Source organism: Enterobacter huaxiensis (genome assembly GCF_003594935.2).
Lineage (GTDB): Bacteria > Pseudomonadota > Gammaproteobacteria > Enterobacterales > Enterobacteriaceae > Enterobacter > Enterobacter huaxiensis.
The window spans coordinates 3,391,817-3,407,814 of record NZ_CP043342.1 but is presented as its reverse complement, the minus strand read 5'-3'; the positions used below and the strand labels follow the sequence as shown (position 1 = coordinate 3,407,814).

The window sequence follows — 15,998 nt, the reverse complement described above, 5'->3', positions numbered from 1 at the left end:
CAACCCTGCGGAAACAGCTATCACGCAGGACTGCACTCTGTGCTACATGAAAAGGGTAATAAAGGGGATTTTCAGACTTATGCCTTGCTGCGCAAAGCCTCGAGTTGAGCGATCAGTATCTCTTCGATCAGTTCGCTGCGGCTGATGTTGCGCGCCTCTGCCAGCTCATTTAGTGCATCGACAGCATCGGCGTTCAGCTTCAGTTCGACACGCTTAAGTCCACGAGTTTTATCGCGTTTAAGCTGGTTGCGTTTATTGATACGCAGCTGTTCATCGCGTGAAAGCGGATTCGTCTTGGGTCTTCCCGGGCGACGCTCATTCGCGAACAGATCTAGTGTCGTACGGTCCGTTTGTTCTTTGGCCATAATTCTGAGACTTCGGGGGAAACACGCCGCCCTGCTAAAGCCCGGGCGATAAGCGCGCCATCATACATCAGCGAAAACGGCGCGCCAACGACTGGAAGCCCATCGCCGTCCAGTCGCTGTCTTTTTAATCAATTCGCAGTATCAGTGAGATAGCGACGGATAGCGCGCAGAACAGCGTCCGGTTTTTCCGCGTGAACCCAGTGCCCGGCACCTGCAATGACATGGGCTCGAGCCTGCGGGAATTGCGCCAGCAGCGTGTCGCGATAAGCGTCGGTGACGTAAGGGGAGTTTCCGCCACGAATAAAGAGGGTAGGGTGCGGCCAGGCGGGAACAGCTTCCCAGCCCACAATATGAGAATACTGATCCCACAGGACCGGCACGTTAAAGCGCCACTCTCCGTCGACGAAGGATTTCAGCAGGAACTGCACAACCCCTTCCTCATCCAGATGCTCACGCATCACCGCGGCAGCCTGCTGGCGGGTAGAGACCCCCGCTTCTGTTACCGCATTGATGGCAGCAAAAATCTCATCGTGGCGACGCACGTCGTAATCCACGGGCGCAACGTCAATGACCACCAGGCCATTGATACGTTCCGGCGCCAGCGCCGTCAGGGCCATCACCGCTTTGCCACCCATTGAATGCCCGATGAGTGTCACCTTCTGCAGGCCGTTAGCGTCCAGCGTATCCAGCAGATCCTGCGCCATCGCCGCGTAAGTCATCTCCTCCGAGCGCCCGGAAAGGCCGTGATTTCGCATATCGACCTGCAAAATATCGTGATCGATAACCAAATCGCGCGCCAGCACGCCCAGGTTATCCAGGCTGCCAAAAAGCCCGTGAACCAGTACGATGGGAGAATTATTGTTCGGCGATTGTGCAGTTTGCGCTCGGGTATTCAATTTCATGGCAAAGTTCTTTTTTTACGTATGTCAGGTTAGGGTATCATGTTGACCATTCTGCCGCCCGGCTGCAAGGATCCAGTTTAATCTGACTTTTGCCGCCAACCGGGTTTGACGCTATCCGCTGTTGGGATTTGACCCTATAATCCCAACGACTTGTATTCAGATAAGATATCGCACTGGATTAAGATGAAAACAATCGAAGTTGATGACGAACTCTATCAGTTTATTGCCAGCCAAACGCGGCATATCGGGGAGAGCGCGTCCGACATTTTACGGCGTATGCTTAAAATTTCCGCCGCTTCACAGCCTGCTACCCCAGCCACAAAAGATGTCGCGTCTCAGCCGAGCGTTGTTGCACAAGCAAAACCTGCCGTGACGCCTGTAAAAGATAAAGTGCGCGCGGTGCGTGAACTGCTGCTCTCTGACGAATACGCAGAGCAGAAAAAGGCGGTTAACCGCTTTATGCTGGTGCTGTCTACACTTTATTCACTCGATAACAACGCATTTGCTGAAGCGACCGAGTCGCTGCACGGTCGCACACGCGTGTATTTCGCGGGCGATGAGCAGACGCTGCTGCAAAATGGCAATCAAACCAAACCCAAACACGTCCCGGGCACACCGTACTGGGTAATCACCAATACCAACACGGGCCGCAAGTGCAGCATGGTTGAACATATCATGCAGTCCATGCAGTTCCCGGCGGAATTGATTGAGAAGGTTTGCGGTACAATTTAACCCTTGCATCAGAAGGACCAGGCAATGGCAAATCACAGCCGTGCAGGCCAACCTGCACAACAAAGCGATTTGATTAACGTCGCTCAACTGACCGCACAGTATTACGTACTGAAGCCGGCCGTGGGCAACGCAGAACACGCAGTGAAGTTTGGTACATCCGGTCACCGCGGCAGCGCGGCGCGCCATAGCTTTAACGAGCCGCACATTCTGGCCATTGCCCAGGCCATCGCGGAAGAGCGCGCCAAAAATGGCGTCACCGGTCCGTGCTACGTAGGGAAAGATACCCATGCTCTGTCTGAACCGGCGTTCATCTCCGTGCTGGAAGTGCTGGCGGCGAACGGCGTTGATGTGATTGTTCAGGAGAACAACGGTTTTACGCCAACGCCTGCGGTCTCTAACGCCATCCTGGTGCACAACAAAAAAGGCGGTGCGCAGGCTGACGGTATCGTTATCACGCCATCCCACAACCCGCCGGATGACGGTGGGATCAAATACAACCCGCCTAACGGTGGTCCGGCAGACACCAACGTCACTAAAGTGGTGGAAGATCGTGCCAACGCGCTGCTGGCTGACGATCTGAAAGGCGTTAAGCGCATCTCTCTGGATGCCGCCATGGCGTCCGGCCACGTGAAAGAGCAGGACCTGGTTCAGCCGTTCGTGGAAGGGCTGGCGGATATCGTCGATATGGCGGCTATCCAGAAAGCCGGCCTGAAGCTGGGCGTGGATCCGCTTGGCGGCTCCGGTATTGAGTACTGGAAGCGCATCGCCGAACATTACAAGCTGGATCTGACCATCGTGAACGATCACGTCGATCAGACCTTCCGCTTTATGCACCTGGATAAAGACGGCGCGATCCGCATGGACTGCTCCTCCGAGTGCGCGATGGCGGGCCTGCTGGCGCTGCGCGACAAATTCGATCTGGCGTTTGCTAACGACCCGGATTACGACCGCCACGGTATCGTTACCCCGGCAGGGCTGATGAACCCGAACCATTACCTGGCCGTCGCCATTAACTACCTGTTCCAGCACCGTCCGCAGTGGGGCAAAGAGGTTGCCGTGGGTAAAACCCTGGTTTCCTCCGCGATGATCGACCGCGTGGTTGACGCGCTGGGCCGCAAGCTGGTGGAAGTGCCGGTGGGCTTCAAGTGGTTCGTTGATGGCCTGCACGACGGCAGCTTTGGCTTCGGCGGTGAGGAGAGCGCGGGCGCGTCCTTCCTGCGCTTCGACGGCACGCCGTGGTCAACCGATAAAGACGGCATCATCATGTGCCTGCTGGCGGCAGAAATCACCGCGGTCACCGGTAAAAACCCGCAGGAGCACTACAACGAGCTGGCGGAACGCTTTGGTGCGCCAAGCTACAACCGTATTCAGGCCGGCGCGACCTCTGCCCAGAAGGCGGCTCTGTCCAAACTCTCTCCGGAGATGGTTAGCGCCAGCACCCTGGCAGGCGATCCGATCACCGCGCGCCTGACGGCGGCGCCGGGTAACGGTGCCTCTATCGGCGGACTGAAGGTGATGACCGAAAACGGCTGGTTCGCCGCGCGTCCATCCGGTACGGAAGATGCGTATAAAATCTACTGTGAAAGCTTCCTCGGCGCTGAGCACCGTCAGCAGATCGAGAAAGAAGCGGTAGAGATCGTCAGCGAAGTGCTGAAAAACGCATAAGTGGTGTTTGGTGCGGGCTGATGCCCTCACCCCATCCCTCTCCCACAGGGAGAGGGAGAAAACATTAAAAACGGCAACCTCAGGGTTGCCGTTTTGCTTTTACCTAACTATGTTTATTCTTCAATTCAAATCTCGGCGATACCAGGCCGTACAGCGTCCAGCCCATAAAGGTCACCATCGCGCCATACAGCATCGCTTCCTGGCCGGATGAGTAGAGCGCATAGAAGCTGTAGATTGCCCCAATCAGCGCCACGATATTGGCCGCACGCGCCTTGCGTGGATCCACCTTCGCGACTTTCTGAATAATCACCAGCGCCGCCATCGACAGAATATACGGAATGATGTTCGTCACTACCGCCAGGTTGACCAGCACGTTGAACTGGCTGTTCAGCGACGGGCTGATGGTCATCAGCGACAGACCGCTCTGGAAGATAACAATTGCCAGCATGCCCTGTACCGGCGCATCTGCTTTGCTCACGCGGGAGAAGATTTTCGGGAAATAGCCTTCGTCAGCGGAGGATTTAAACACCTGTGCGATGGTGAACTGCCAGCCGAGCAGCGAGCCGCAGCAGGACATGACCATCAGACCCATGATCACTTTTCCGACCTCAGGCGTGAACATCTGCGCGAAGGCCAGCCCGAACGGCGCCGTAGACTTAGCCAGATCCATATTCGGAACGATGCCCGCAATCACGTTAGTCGAAACGATATAGATCACCGCCGCGCCGAGCGTGCCGCCGAGTACCGCAATCGGCACGTTCTTTTCCGGGTTCTCAACCACCTCCGCGTTCGCGCAGGCGGATTCCAGACCGAGGAAAGCCCACAGCGTCATGGCGATGGAGGAACCAACCGCGGTAAAGAACGGCACGTGGTGCGGGTTCCAGGAGTTCGCGTACAGCGTTGGGCTAAACCAGAACCAGCCGATGATGCACAGGCCAACAACCGGAATAATCACGCCCCAGACGGTGATGCTGCTGAGCTGCCCGGTAATACGCGCGCCGCCAAAGTTTGCCACGGTGCAGATCCACAGCACGCCGATGGTTGCCAGCCCGATTTGCACCGGGCTGAGCGTGGCGCCAAACAGTTCCGTACCGTAGCCGACCGCCGAGATGGCTATTGCGACGTTGGCGATCAGCAGCGATACGCCGTAGGTGTAGTTCGCCATAAAGTTGCCCGACTTGCCAAACGCGTATTCCGCATAGCCGCCCATTCCACCGGACTTACGGCTGAACATCCCGCACTTGGCAAAGGCCCACGCCAGCGCCATCGAGCCTACCGCCGTCACCAGCCAGGAGATAATAGAGATGGTTCCCACTTCGGCAAGCTTGGTGGGCAGCATGATAATTCCGGAACCCATCATGTTGACCATGGTGAGGATGGTGAGCTGCACCACGCCCATCTTATTGGACTTACTCATAACATTTCTCCTTTCAGCAGCGCAGGCTGAGCGGCAGGCTGTTTGATCACGTAGCAGCGAACCTGTTTGCGACCGTCGCACTCTTCGATGTACACGCCCTGTAGCTCAGGGGCAAAGCCGGGTAACAGGTTGATGCCTTCCTCAAGCGCGGCAAAGTAGCGCAGCACGGAACCGCCCCAGACTTCACCAGGCACTACGCAGAGCACTCCCGGTGGGTAAGGAAGCGCACCCTCGGCCGCGATGCGGCCTTCTGCGTCGCGCAGGGAGACCAGCTCGACATTGCCGCGCAGATACGCGTAGTTCGCCTCCTGCGGGCTCATCATCACGCGCGGGAAGTGGGACTTGCGGAACATCTCTTTTTGCAGCTGCTTCACGTTGTTACGGGCATAGAGCGCATGCATTTCCCGGCAAATCTGACGCAGCGTGTAGTCCGCGTAGCGTTCCGGATACTGTTTACAGATGGATGGCAGCACCTCTTTTAACGGCGCATCCGTCTGGAGCAGTTTCTCGAAGCGCACCAGCTGGGCGACCAGCTGCTGCAGTTTGCCCATATCCTCCGCAGGGGTGAGCAGGAACAGGATTGAGTTGAGATCGCATTTTTCCGGCACGATGCCGTTTTCACGCAGGAAGTTGGCGAGGATAGTGGCGGGCACGCCGAAATCTTCATACTCACCGGTGCGGGCGTTGATGCCCGGCGTGGTCAGCAGCAGCTTGCACGGGTCGATAAAATACTGATGCTCGGCGTAGCCATCAAAGGCGTGCCAGCGTTCACCGGGAACGAAGTGGAAGAAGCGCAGGTCGGTGGCTATCTCCGCGGTATCCCAGCTTTCCCACGCGCGGCCATCCACCGTCTCCGGTACGAATGGGCGGATAAACCGGCAGTTCTCCAGGATCAGCTTGCGCGCCTCAATACCGGTGACCACGCAGTCCATCCACATGTTGCGACCGCTCTGGCCCTCGTGCATGCGGGCGTTGATATCAAGGGCAGCAAACAGCGGATAGAACGGGCTGGTGGAGGCGTGCATCATAAAGGCGTTGTTGAGACGCTTGTGAGGGACGTAGCGCGGCTGGCCTTTGATGTGGCTGTCTTTCTTATGGATTTGCGAGGTCTGCGAGAAGCCGGCCTGCTGTTTATGCACCGATTGCGTAACCAGAATACCGGGATCGTTTTCGTTCAGCTCCAGCAGCAGCGGGGAGCAGTCGGCCATCATCGGAATAAACTGCTCGTAGCCCACCCAGGCAGAGTCAAACAGGATGTAATCACACAGGTGCCCAATTTTATCCACCACCTGACGAGCGTTATAAATCGTGCCGTCGTAGGTACCCAGCTGGATCACCGCCAGACGGAACGGACGTTCGTCGCGCGCGCGGCCCGGTGCAACCTCGGATACCCGCTCGCGCAGATAGCCCTCCTCAAAGCAGTGCGCGTCGATGCCGCCGATGAAACCGTACGGGTTGCGCGCCGTTTCCAGATACACGGGCGTTGCCCCCGCCTGCAGCAGCGCGCCGTGGTGGTTGGATTTATGGTTATTGCGATCGAACAGCACAAGGTCACCGGGGGTAAGCAGGGCGTTAAGCACCACTTTGTTTGACGATGACGTCCCGTTCAGCACGAAGTAAGTCTTATCGGCGTTAAAGACTTTGGCGGCATGCTGCTGGGCAATGCAGGGCGCGCCTTCGTGAATCAGCAGATCCCCCATGGCCACGTCGGCGTTGCACAGGTCCGAGCGGAAAAGCGTTTCGCCAAAGAAATCAACAAACTGGTTTCCGGCAGGATGGCGGCGGAAGAACTGCCCTCCCTGATGCCCCGGACAGTCAAACGCGCTGTTGCCCTGTTTAACGTAATCGACCAGCGCGCGGAAGAACGGCGGGCGCAGCTGGGTTTCATACTTAAGGGCTGCCGCTTCCAGCTGGCGACCGTAAAAATCACTGCTGGTCACTGAGTCCTCAAAAACGCCCTGAATACGCGACAAATAATCCGCCGGAACAATCTCTTCTTTATGGGTGGCAATAAATACAGGAATGCCAAAGCCGGTTGCTTCTATTTCTTCTATCGCACCCTCGGCAATATCGCTGACGGCCAGCACGACGGCGGCAACGTCAATATAGTCGGTCGCGTGGATATCCACTATTTCGCGGCGGGTGGTAAAACAGTCGGGGCAGTTACGGCTGGCGGCGATTTTTAAATTTTTCATCTTTATCTCTTTATTTTGACAACAGGAGTCCCTCGATTTCTCGAAAAAAAAGAAATCGATATTCACCGGTAAAAAAGCAAAAGGAGGTCGCTGATAAAAAATCAGTTAATTGCTTTTCGTTAAATGAAACCCAGGCCGCCCGGCTGCGGATACGTCTGGATCAAGATAAATAAGCGCAAGTGTCCACAGGCAACAGCCTGTTAACTAACGTTTTTCAGGATAACCCGTGAGCGGATGCGCCAGAAGTCGAAGGACTACCGGGCGTTAAAGAGATGAAAGTCAAAGCAGTTGCGGTGGGCAAACATCATGATATGCGTTGTTCGCCTTATATGGGGCATTAAACGATTATTGTTTTCCATGCTTAAATTCCTTTCAGTAATTGAAAGCATGGTCATTTTATCCATGAAAGGATGATTAACTGTGAAGAAGATCACCGTTAACCGATCATTTCAGAAATAATTAGTCGTCAGGAGTGCATATCGCAGATCAAAACGCTGTTTTGTGGGTGTTATGTTAATAGTCTGTTTTTGGAATGTTTAATGGCGACGAAAATGGGCGGGATAATAACGGGCCAGCGAGAAGAAGTTAATATTTGCCGATGTTTTTAGATTTAATAAAAAATAAAAGTGAATAGTTATTCACAGCATAAACCGATAACCGATACCGGTTTCGGTTAATAAATGGCGCGGGCGCGCGGGGTCGGCTTCGAGTTTCTGGCGAAGGTGGCCCATATAAATGCGTAAATAATGACTATGCTCGACGGCGTTAGGGCCCCAGACCTGGCTTAACAGCTGGCGCTGGGTGAGGACTTTGCCGTGGTTGTTGAGCAGTACAGCGAGCAGACGAAACTCAATGGGCGTGAGATGGATCTCTTCTTCTCCACGCGCGATTCGTCGCGCCGCAAGGTCGACGCGAATGTCACCAAAAGTATGCACCGGGTCGGAAGGCGTTGTTCCACTGTGTCGGCGCAGGGCCACGCGAAGCCGGGCCTGCAGTTCGCCAATGCCAAAAGGTTTGATCAGGTAATCATCCGCCCCGGCGTCCAGCGCGGCGATTTTATCCGTCTCTTCGGTTCGGGCCGAGAGCACCAGAATCGGCATCTGACTCCACTGGCGAACTTCGCGGATAAAATCGATACCGTCACCGTCCGGCAGCCCTAAATCGAGGATCACCAGATCCGGCTTACGCGTGGCGGCCTCAATTAACCCCCGTTGAAGCGTGCCCGCATCATGAACGCGCAGGCCGTCGCCTTCCAGCGCGGCGCGCAGAAATCGGCTAATGGCGAGTTCATCTTCAACAATCAGGACGTTAATCACAAATCCTCTGGTAATTCATCAAGTTCTGGTGGCGCATCGAGTGGAAGTTTAACACAAAAACGCGCCCCGCCTTCCGGACGGTTTTCTGCCGAAATCGTTCCACCGTGCACCTCGATGATGGCCTGGCAAATCGCCAGCCCCAGCCCAACGCCGGGAATGGCTGACTCCTTGTTTCCGCGCGCGAATTTCTCAAAAATAGCCTGCTCCTGCCCGGCAGGAATGCCCGGCCCGGTATCCCAGACGTCCAGCAGCAGCACCTGATTTTCCACCGAGGCATTCACGCCAATGTGTGCCTTTGCGCCCGCGTATTTACCCGCATTTTCCAGCAGGTTGATCAACACGCGTTCGAACAGCGGCCCATCGACGTGGATGAGCGTCAGCGGATCAGGCATATTCAGCGCAATGTGGCGGCCACCCAGGCCCGGCTCCAGCATCTTTAAGGCGCTGCCCACCACTTCTTCAAGCGTAAGCCACTCTTTTTTGAGGTTAAACCCGCCTGACTGAATGCGTGCCATATCAAGCAGATTATTCACCAGGCGCGTGGTGTTAAGCACGTGCTGGCGGATCTCGCTGGCCTGCATCGCGTGTTTTGACCCTTCGGCCGCCAGGTCCAGCGTCAGGATTTCGGACTGCCCAAACAGAACGGTGAGGGGCGTGCGCAGGTCGTGAGAAAGCGCCGCCAGCAGTGAATTGCGGATACTTTCGCGCTCGCTTGCCAGCCGCGCCTGCTCTTCACTGGCGGTCAGCGCCAGGCGCTCCAGCGCGCTGGCAACCAGCAGCGTAAAGGTCTCCAGCAGGCGCTGCTGCTCGGGGATCATCAGCTGGCGCAGGTTTGACGGCTCGACGATGACCAGCCCCTGATTTTTATCCGCACTGCGCAGCGGCAGGATCTGATACGGCACGCCGGGCAGGGTGTCTGTGCCCGCGCCCGCAGGCAGGCCTTTATCAAAACTCCAGCGCGCGATGGCCTCATCCCAGGGCGTCATTCCCGTGGCGGAGGTGAGGGGGCGAAGCGTGCCATGCTCGTCCGGAAGCAGGATGAGGTTACTGGCGTGAAAAGTGGAGCGAATAAACTGCTCGCTGGTCTGGACAATATCCAGCGGCGTACGGCCGACCGCCAGCGATTTGGACATCTCATACAGATGGCGCGTGCGCTGCTCGCGATAGCGGGCAATCCGCGCCTGGTAGCGAACGCCCGCCGTCAGGTTCCCGATCACCAGCCCGACGGTGAGCATTACGCCGAACGTGAGAATGTACTGCACGTCGGATACCGCGAGGGTACCGCGCGGAGCAATGAAGAAAAGATCGAAACTGACCACGTTGATAACCGTCGCCAGCACGGACGGCCAGCGTCCGTAAAAGAGCGCCACCACGACCACGCCGAGCAGGTAAATCATCACCAGGTTGGCGGCGTCGAAGGCAATCAGCCACTGGCTGGCAATCACGGTAATCAGGGCGCAGAGCACGACGGCGACAAGGCAGCCTCGGATTTGAATTCGCCATTTATCACCGAAGGCGCGGGCGTCCGGCGCGCGGTTGGGCAGGAGCGTGGGCTTGTCGTCCAGCGCCACGATCACCAGATCCAGATCCGGCGCGCGGCGGGCCAGCCTGTCCGCGAACGATTCGCGGCTAAACCAGCGGCGGTGCTGGCGACGGCCAATCACAATTTTGCCCAGGTTGTGCTCGCGCGCGTAGCGCAGAATGGCTTTATCTTCTGCCGGGTCGGAGAGCGTGGCGGTTTCCGCACCCAGCTCCTGCGCCAGCCGCAGCGAGCTCAGGATCGCGCGACGCTGGTTTTCCGGCAGGGCGTGAAGCTGCGGCGTCTCGACATACACCGCGTGCCAGACGCTGCCAAATTTCGCGGCGAGCCGGGCGGCGGTACGGATGAGTTTCTCATTGCCGCTGCCGTGGCCAATACACAGCAGAATGGCATCCCGCGTGTGCCAGACGCGCTCTTGCCCCTGCAGGTCGCGCCAGGCGCGCATCTGGTCATCAACGCGGTCGGCGGTACGGCGCAGGGCCAGCTCGCGCAGGGCAATCAGGTTGCCTTTGCGGAAGAAATGTTCGATGGCGCGTTCGGCCTGGCCTGCGATATAGACTTTGCCCTCATGCAGGCGCTGGCGCAGGTCGTCGGGCGGTAGGTCGACAAGCACCACCTCATCGGCGGAGTCAAAGAAGGGATCGGGCACCGTCTCCCGCACCTGAATGCCGGTAACGCCGCTCACCACGTCGTTCAGGCTCTCCAGATGCTGAACGTTAACGGTGGTGAACACGTCGATGCCGGCTTCCAGCAGCTCTTCCACGTCCTGCCAGCGTTTCGGATGACGCGAGCCTGGCGCATTGCTGTGCGCCAGTTCGTCCATCAGGATCAGGGCCGGACGGCGGGCGAGGGCGGCATCGAGATCGAATTCGGTGACTAACCGACCGCGGTGGCTGATGCGCCGGGGTGGCTGGGTAGCCAGCCCCTTTAGCAGCGATGCCGTCTCCTTACGCCCGTGGGTTTCCACCACGCCGATCAGAATGTCGAGCCCCTGCGCCCGAAGCCGCTGGGCTTCCGTCAGCATGGCGAAGGTTTTCCCGACGCCCGCGCAGGCGCCGAAGAAAATTTTCAGTTTGCCGCGATGGGCTTCAGCCGTCTGTTCGAGCAGCCTGTCCGGATCCGGGCGCATGGGCTCGTCGGTCATTTAGTTTTTCCTTAGCGCGTCCAGCGCCAGATTCAGCTCAACAATGTTCACTACCGGCATGCCGATGAAGCTGACCAGCGGCTTTTGCGTGTGTTCTGCCACCAGCTGGCTGACCTGTTCGAGCGTCAGCTGGCGGGCAGCGGCCACGCGCGGGATTTGCCATGCCACGGCTTCCGGCGTCAGGCTATAGTCCAGCCCGCTTGCCGAGGCGGTGACCAGCTCAACAGGCACTTCGCGGCTGGCCTGCGGGTTGGCGGCGCGCAGGGCGGCAACGCGTTCCGCAACGGCTTTATCCAGCTCCGGGTTGCTGCCCGCCAGGTTGCTGCCGCCTGATGCCATCGGATTATACGGGCTTTCCGCGGTGGCGGAAGGGCGCCCCTGGAAGTAGCGTGCGTCCGTAAAGTTCTGCCCAATCAGGCGCGAGCCCCGGCTCTCGCCGTTCTGGATTATCAGCGAGCCGTTGGCCTGGTCCTGGAACCACCACTGGCCGAGCGCCGTCGTCACCAGCGGGTAAAGCCCGCCGGTTATCAGCGACATCAGAATAAACAGAAGTATAGCGGGGCGTAACATCGTCATTTGATTCACCTTTTAAACCAGCCCGAAGAGGGTCAACAGCACGTCGATAACCTTGATCCCAATGAAGGGAACAACCAGCCCGCCAAGGCCATAAATCCACAGGTTGCGGCGCAGCATGGCCGCGGCGGTCAGCGGCTTATAGCTCACCCCTTTCAGCGCCAGCGGGATGAGGAAGACGATAATCAGGGCGTTAAAGATCACCGCGCTAAGAATGGCCGATGACGGAGAGTGCAGATGCATCACATTCAGCGCGTTCAGCTGCGGATAGGTGGCGGCAAACGCCGCCGGGATGATGGCGAAATACTTCGCCACGTCGTTTGCAATGCTGAACGTGGTCAGCGAACCGCGCGTCATCAGCATCTGTTTGCCGATGTGCACCACTTCAATCAGCTTGGTCGGGTTAGAGTCGAGGTCAACCATGTTGCCCGCCTCTTTAGCCGCCTGCGTGCCGGAGTTCATCGCCACCGCCACGTCGGCCTGCGCCAGGGCGGGGGCATCGTTGGTGCCGTCGCCGGTCATCGCGACCAGGCGGCCTTCTGCCTGATACTGGCGAATCAATGCAAGCTTGGCTTCCGGCGTTGCCTCGGCGAGAAAATCGTCCACGCCCGCCTCGGCGGCAATAGCGGCGGCGGTCAGACGGTTATCTCCGGTGATCATCACCGTTTTGATCCCCATTTTGCGCAGCTGCGCAAAGCGCTCTTTGATGCCGCCTTTAACGATATCCTTCAGCGCAATCACGCCCAGCACGTTTGAACCTTCCGCCACGACCAGCGGGGTTGCCCCCTGACGCGCGACGCTTTCAACCAGCTTGTCCACCTCGGGCGGGAAATGGCCGCTGTTAGCCTCGATATGACGGCGAATAGCGTCCACGGAGCCTTTGCGGATCATCCGGTCCTGAATGTTAATTCCGCTCATGCGGGTCTGGGCGGTGAATGGAACAAAGGTAGCGTGCAGGCTCTGCACGTCGCGCTGGCGGAGGTTAAATCGCTGTTTAGCCAGAATCACGATGCTGCGGCCTTCCGGGGTTTCATCGGCCAGAGAGGAGAGCTGCGCCGCGTCTGCCAGCGTTTTTTCATCCACGCCCGGTGCAGGTAAGAAGTCAGAGGCCTGACGGTTGCCCAGCGTGATGGTCCCGGTTTTATCCAGCAGCAGCACGTCGACGTCTCCGGCGGCCTCAACGGCGCGTCCGCTGGTGGCGATGACGTTCGCGCCCAGCATACGGCTCATCCCGGCTACGCCGATGGCGGACAGCAGGCCACCGATGGTGGTGGGGATCAGGCACACCAGCAGGGCAACCAGTACGGTGGTACTGACTGCCGTACCGCCGTAGGCCGAGAACGGCCACAGGGTGGCGGTTGCCAGCAGAAAGACGATGGTCAGGGCGACCAGTAAAATGGTCAGGGCAATTTCGTTCGGCGTTTTACGACGCTGTGCGCCTTCCACCATGGCGATCATCCGGTCAAGGAAGGTTTCGCCCGGGTTGACGCTGCACTGAATCACCAGCCAGTCGGAGAGAATACGCGTCCCGCCCGTCACGGAGGCAAAATCGCCGCCGGATTCACGAATCACCGGCGCGGATTCCCCGGTGATGGCGCTTTCGTCTACCGATGCGCCGCCCTCAATCACTTCCCCGTCGCACGGGATAATGTCACCGGCTTCGACCAGCACCACGTCGCCTTTACGCAGCTCGTCTGCCGGAACGTGGTCCATCTGCGCGCCGTATTTTGGCTCACGCAGCTTGCGGGCAAATGCGGTCTTTTTTACCCCTTTCAGGCTGTTGGCCTGAGCTTTACTCCGGCCTTCCGCCAGGGCTTCGGCGAAGTTGGCGAACAGCACGGTAAACCACAGCCAAAGGCTGATGGCCGCGGTAAACATTGTATTTCCGGAAAGGTGACCTGTCCCCATGGCAATTGCCAGTACGGTGGTGAGCACGCTCCCAATCCAGACGATAAACATTACCGGGTTATGCCACTGAACGCGCGGGCTTAACTTTTTCACCGCATCCATGAGGGCCTGACGAACTAACGACGGTTCGAGCAGGGCCAGTTGTTTACGACTCATGACAAATTCTCCGCAAAATCAGCGTAAAGAGAGGGTTTCCGCGACCGGGCCTAGCGCGAGGGCGGGGATAAAGGTCAGGGCGCCGACCAGCAGCACGGTCCCGATCAACAGCCCGGTGAACAGCGCGCCGTGTGTTGGCAAGGTACCGGTGGTAGTAGGTTGAATTTTTTTACTCACCAGAGAGCCAGCGATAGCCATAACCGGAATGATTACGCCGAAACGACCCACGAACATGCAGAACGCCAGCAGACAGTTCCAGAAAGGCGAGTTGGCGCTTAAGCCCGCGAACGCGCTGCCGTTGTTGTTGGCGGCGGAAGAGACGGCGTAAAGCACTTCGCTAAAGCCGTGGATGCCGGGGTTAAAGATGCCGCCGCGTCCGGCCTCGGTCATCAGCGCCAGCGCGGTGCCGAGCAGCACGAGGGCAGGCGTGACCAGAATCGCCAGTGCGGTTAATTTCATCTCACGTACGTCGATTTTTTTGCCGAGATACTCAGGCGTGCGGCCAATCATCAGCCCGGCGATAAACACGGCCAGCAGCACGAACAGCAGCATGCCGTACAGGCCCGAGCCGACGCCGCCAAACACCACTTCGCCAATCTGCATCAGCCACATCGGGATCATGCCGCCGAGCGCCGTAAAGGAGTCGTGCATGGCGTTCACCGCCCCGCAGGAGGCTGCCGTTGTCACCACCGCATACAGGCTGCTGGCAAGAATGCCGAAGCGGCTCTCTTTGCCTTCCATATTGATGCTGCTGTCAGCCCCAAGCTGCATGAAGTGGCCGTTGCCGTTCCATTCGGCCCACATCACCAGCGCCACGCAGACCACGAAGATAATCGACATTGCCCACAGCAGGGTGCGGCCCTGGCGGCGATCGTTAACCACGTCGCCAAAGGCAAAGCAGAGCGCGGTAGGGATCAGGAAGATCGCCAGCATTTGTACGAAATTGGTTAACGCCGTTGGGTTTTCAAACGGGTGGGAAGAGTTCGCGTTAAAGAACCCGCCGCCGTTAGTCCCGAGCATCTTGATAGCTTCCTGCGAGGCCACGGGCCCCATCGGCAGGAGCTGTTTCGCCCCTTCAAGCGAGGTGTAAGGCGCATAGGGCAGCAGGTTTTGCAACGTGCCCTGCTGGATAAAGAACAGCGCAATAAGCAGCGAAAGGGGGAGCAGGATCCACAAGGTAATGCGCGTTAAATCGACCCAGGCATTGCCGAGCGTGCTGACGTTCTGACGGGCAAACGCGCGGGTCAGGGCGAAGATCACTGCAATACCGCTCGCCGCAGAGAGGAAGTTCTGCACGGTTAACCCGGCCATCTGGCTGAAATAGCTGAGCGTGGTTTCGCCAGCGTAAGACTGCCAGTTAGTATTGCTGACGAAGCTCACGGCCGTGTTCAGCGCCAGGTGCCAGGACAGGCCCGGCAGCTGCTGTGGGTTGAACGGCAGACGGTCCTGAAGCATCAGCATGGCAAAGAGGGCAAACAGGCCAACGATGTTCAGCAGCAGAATCGCCATCAGATACTGACGCCAGTTCATCTCCGAATCGCGGGTTCCCAGAATGCGCCAGATCCCTTTTTCAACACTTGCCGTACCGGGCAGCGCCACGTTGTTAATCATTCGCGCCAGCCCGGCGCCCAAGGGCCTTGCCAGCACGAACAGTACCAGTAAAAAGCTGGCAATAAGCAAAAACGCCTGAGCAGCCATCAGAATGCCTCCGCATTAATCAGGGCATAAACCAGATAACCCAGCAACAGGAACACCAGCACGATGCCGGTAATCAGACCTGCACTCACAATCCACCTCCGGGTGACATTTGTATTTGTGCTAACGGTAGGATTTACGGCGCAAAGATTTCGCAAAAATCAGGCGGTGGGGTGTAAAAAAAGTATAAAAATGGCTAAGCCCACAATTTAACTATTGATAAGTAAACTGTTAACTTTCTTGTAACTTAATTACGGCGGGAATGTAAATATTCACTAAATGGATGAAAATAAGTGGTCGGATGAGTAGTAAAATTACAAACAAAGCGATATTATTTTAGCCAGGTCACAGATTTTGAATTTTCCGGATGACGTTTCCGGCCAACTATAG

General features: G+C 57.7%; 13 protein-coding genes. 2 read left to right on the top strand and 11 right to left on the bottom strand.

Annotation, left to right across the window (positions count from 1 at the left end; translation table 11 throughout):
- Positions 1-77: 77 nt before the first annotated feature.
- Positions 78-365, bottom strand: coding sequence for a LexA regulated protein (gene ybfE / locus D5067_RS16285; protein ID WP_119935068.1), 288 nt, complete (start codon positions 363-365; stop codon positions 78-80).
- Positions 366-493: 128 nt separating this feature from the next.
- A complete protein-coding gene (gene ybfF / locus D5067_RS16280) occupies positions 494-1,267 on the bottom strand; it encodes an esterase (RefSeq protein ID WP_119935067.1) in 774 nt (257 codons plus the stop codon).
- 183 nt (positions 1,268-1,450) lie between these two features.
- On the opposite strand from ybfF, the gene seqA reads away from it, so the two are divergent.
- Both seqA and pgm read left to right on the top strand, forming a co-directional pair.
- Positions 1,451-1,999, top strand: a complete 549-nt coding sequence (gene seqA, locus D5067_RS16275) for a replication initiation negative regulator SeqA (protein ID WP_119935066.1) — start codon at positions 1,451-1,453, stop codon at positions 1,997-1,999.
- 24 nt (positions 2,000-2,023) lie between these two features.
- Complete coding sequence (gene pgm, locus D5067_RS16270) at positions 2,024-3,664, top strand: phosphoglucomutase (alpha-D-glucose-1,6-bisphosphate-dependent) (protein ID WP_119935065.1); 1,641 nt, start codon at positions 2,024-2,026, stop codon at positions 3,662-3,664.
- A gap of 103 nt (positions 3,665-3,767) precedes the next feature.
- Here the strand turns inward: pgm and potE are convergent, their stop codons facing one another.
- From potE to kdpF, 9 genes are all read right to left on the bottom strand, one after another.
- Complete coding sequence (gene potE / locus D5067_RS16265) at positions 3,768-5,081, bottom strand: putrescine-ornithine antiporter (protein ID WP_119935064.1); 1,314 nt, start codon at positions 5,079-5,081, stop codon at positions 3,768-3,770.
- The gene (gene speF, locus D5067_RS16260) at positions 5,078-7,276 is read right to left on the bottom strand and encodes an ornithine decarboxylase SpeF (protein WP_119935063.1); all 2,199 of its coding nucleotides are present in this window, start codon (positions 7,274-7,276) and stop codon (positions 5,078-5,080) included. Before speF ends, potE begins: the two co-directional genes overlap by 4 nt.
- Positions 7,277-7,530: 254 nt before the next feature.
- Positions 7,531-7,635: a leader peptide SpeFL gene (speFL, locus tag D5067_RS16255; protein ID WP_003858645.1), complete on the bottom strand. Its 105-nt coding sequence runs from the start codon at positions 7,633-7,635 to the stop codon at positions 7,531-7,533.
- Positions 7,636-7,914: 279 nt separating this feature from the next.
- Positions 7,915-8,592, bottom strand: coding sequence for a two-component system response regulator KdpE (kdpE, locus tag D5067_RS16250; protein ID WP_119935062.1), 678 nt, complete (start codon positions 8,590-8,592; stop codon positions 7,915-7,917).
- Positions 8,589-11,276, bottom strand: coding sequence for a two-component system sensor histidine kinase KdpD (gene kdpD / locus D5067_RS16245; protein ID WP_119935061.1), 2,688 nt, complete (start codon positions 11,274-11,276; stop codon positions 8,589-8,591). Before kdpD ends, kdpE begins: the two co-directional genes overlap by 4 nt.
- On the bottom strand, positions 11,277-11,852 hold the full coding sequence (kdpC, locus tag D5067_RS16240) for a potassium-transporting ATPase subunit KdpC (protein WP_119935060.1): 576 nt from the start codon (positions 11,850-11,852) through the stop codon (positions 11,277-11,279). It lies immediately after the preceding gene.
- 12 nt (positions 11,853-11,864) lie between these two features.
- Complete coding sequence (kdpB, locus tag D5067_RS16235; RefSeq protein ID WP_119935059.1) at positions 11,865-13,913, bottom strand: potassium-transporting ATPase subunit KdpB; 2,049 nt, start codon at positions 13,911-13,913, stop codon at positions 11,865-11,867.
- Positions 13,914-13,931: 18 nt separating this feature from the next.
- Positions 13,932-15,611, bottom strand: coding sequence for a potassium-transporting ATPase subunit KdpA (kdpA, locus tag D5067_RS16230; protein ID WP_119935058.1), 1,680 nt, complete (start codon positions 15,609-15,611; stop codon positions 13,932-13,934).
- Positions 15,611-15,700 (bottom strand): K(+)-transporting ATPase subunit F, encoded by a 90-nt coding sequence (gene kdpF, locus D5067_RS16225; RefSeq protein ID WP_015386886.1) that lies wholly within the window; start codon positions 15,698-15,700, stop codon positions 15,611-15,613. The genes kdpA and kdpF overlap by 1 nt, the downstream gene beginning before the upstream one ends.
- Between the last annotated feature and the right edge of the window lie 298 nt (positions 15,701-15,998).